The 2,469-nt window shown below is 68.0% G+C and carries 2 protein-coding genes and 1 pseudogene; 1 reads left to right on the top strand and 2 read right to left on the bottom strand.

Features of this window, described 5'->3' with window-relative positions; genetic code table 11:
- A pseudogene (locus ABD151_RS17140) lies at positions 1 to 454 on the bottom strand (hypothetical protein); the annotation flags it as partial.
- Positions 451 to 1,116: a DUF6318 family protein gene (locus tag ABD151_RS21955; protein ID WP_415630161.1), complete on the bottom strand. Its 666-nt coding sequence runs from the start codon at positions 1,114 to 1,116 to the stop codon at positions 451 to 453. The gene ABD151_RS21955 and the pseudogene ABD151_RS17140, both read right to left, overlap by 4 nt.
- 403 nt (positions 1,117 to 1,519) lie before the next feature.
- On the opposite strand from ABD151_RS21955, the gene ABD151_RS17135 reads away from it, so the two are divergent.
- A partial coding sequence (locus ABD151_RS17135; protein WP_343996014.1) for a DUF222 domain-containing protein occupies positions 1,520 to 2,469 on the top strand: 950 nt, incomplete at its 3' end.

Genomic DNA, 2,469 nt, shown 5'->3' with positions numbered 1-2,469 from the left:
ACCGCGGCGCAGACGTCGAGAACAACGTCGACAGATTCACCAACGTCCGACCACCCGGCGGCTGCACCACCAACACCGGAACCGGAAGCCCCACCCGCCGCAACGCCCGCAACACCAACCCCGACGACACCCGCGCCACCACCGGCACCCCGGCCTCATCCACCCCCGGCACACACCCCGCCACCGTCAACGCCTCCACCACGAGCCCACACCCCGGATCGGTCACACACGACGGGTCGCTGGAGTCGCAGGCAGGCTCAGTGCCTCCAGATTGTTCGACCGGGCCCACCTCCGATGCGTTCGAGGCGGGGCTGTGCTGCTCCTCTCGGGCGCCCTCGATGGCGCCGACCATGAACTCGCCCGCACCAGTGCCAACGGATTCGTCGGCGACCGCCGCCGCAGACCCCATGCCGACGAGAACGATCGCAAGAGATACAACTGCCCGGGCCTTCACACGAAGCTCCAACGTGTGACCCGCCAAGCACCGCCCGATTCTCCAGGGGCTTGGACCCCCAACACAACATCCGTCTGCGCACCGGCATGCCGCCGAACCTCATCTCCTGCGCTGTTCAGAACGCGTTGAGGGGTGCTGTCGACAACCAGCCGTAGAGCGAACCGCCCACCTCCCAGGCCTTCGACTGAACGGACGCGAGCCACCGAGTAGTCACCACCAATTACCGTCTGCCCTTTGCGCGCGAGCCTCTCCAGGGATTCGATCCCGCCTCGGCATGCCGAGCACCCCGCGCCGCTCACCGCCCGCAACGGCTCCAGATCCCCCGTCGCCTGCGCGTAGTTCACCAACACGAAGTAATGCCGCACGAACGCCTCCGCGCCCGCCTCATCCGCCGACCTCATCGCTGACGGCGGCACCGGCACACCCACCGACGGTGGTGCCTCTGACGACTCCGAACCCGACGGCAACGGCACACCGGGCGAACCACTCACCGACGGCGACCCTGGCCCAGAAGGCTGCTCGGCCTCACTACCCGAACAACCACCCACCAACAGTGCTGTCGCAAGCAGCAACACCACACCCGCCACCACACCGACCAACGCCAACGGCCAACCCGTCGACCTACCTACCCACGCCGCGCCCGAACTACCGCGTCGCACCATCCGCCTGGACCTTCCGAGAGACGTCGCCCCAAGTCAACGCTCCCCACGAGAGTAAGCACCCCCGACGCCCACCGAAACCCCTCCACCCCAACCTGTGCACAACCCACACCCCTCCGACACCCCAGCCACCCCACCAGCGCGGACACCCACACCCACCAGAACCACCCACCGCCACGACCGCCCAGAACACCCCCCAACCACCCCCGACCCACGGCTTCCAACGCCGCCCGCCGGTTTCTGTCGGACGTCACTCGTAGCGTGATTCGTGTGCTCGGGAACCCACTCTGAGCCGCCCCTCTCGGAGGCGCACATGCCACGCATCACTCCCCCATCCGATCCACCCACCGCGACGGTTGCGCAGGACGCACTGGCGTTGAGTCAGCAGGCGATCTGCCAAGCCACGTTGGCGATCGAGGCCGCACTGGACTCGTGTAGCGACGCGAATCCGATCTACCTCAGCACTGCCGAGAAGGAAGCGGTGCTGCTGCGGATGCCGGTGTTGCAGGCCCGGTTGACCGAGTTGAACTACCGGCTCCTGGCGTGTTCCTTCGACGTGGCCGACGCCCACGGCGCCCGCAATGTCGGCGACTACCTCGCCCACGAAACGCACCAGGCCCACGGCACCATGGCCCGCGAGCTACGGATCGCTCGCGAGCTCGACAGCCGGTGGATGCACCTGCACGCCGCACTCCGCGAAGGGCGCGTCAACCTGGCCCAGTCGGTGGAGATCACGCGGTCCTTGAATGCATTGCCGGATGATCTCGATGCCACCGTGGTTCGTGACGCCGAACGGACCCTCGTGGAGCACGCCGAGGAGTTCGGGCCCAACGACCTACGCCGGATGGGCAAACGCATCATCGACATCGTCGCCCCCGACATCGCCGAAGCCGTCGAAGGCAAACGCCTCGCCGACGAAGAGCGCTCCGCCCGCGAACGGCAACAGCTCACCTTGAAGCCACAAGGCGACGGCACCACCCGCATCAGCGGCCTGCTCACCGACGGCTGCGCCAACCGCCTCGCGACTGCGTTGAACGCGATCACCAACCCACGCCGCGACCACCTCACCCCCGCACCCTGCGGCTGCGCACCCGACACGGACGGCACCTACGACGAGTCGTGCGGGGATCTGGAGTGCCCCGGCCACGATCCCCACCACGGCACCTTCGACGATGCCCCCGGCGGAAGGCGTGACGACACGACCGGCACAGAACGCTCCTCGACATCTACCGGGCATGCCAGCAACCCCCGCACCTGCTGCGACGGGACCGCTGCCGCCGGCGGAAGCGACGGCAGCGGCGGCGACACCAAGCCGAACCCCGTGCGGAAGCTCTCCACCCCACAACGCAACGCCCG

This window comes from Nocardioides dubius (assembly GCF_039528155.1).
GTDB classification, from domain to species: Bacteria; Actinomycetota; Actinomycetes; order Propionibacteriales; family Nocardioidaceae; genus Nocardioides; species Nocardioides dubius.
Note: the sequence above shows the minus strand (reverse complement) of the source record. Positions and strands in the feature narration are given on the sequence as shown.

What these genes read in the sequence shown, in the direction of transcription:
- ABD151_RS21955 (WP_415630161.1), bottom strand. Translation starts at nt 1,116, where the DNA reads ATGGTGCGACGCGGTAGTTCGGGCGCGGCGTGGGTAGGTAGGTCGACG.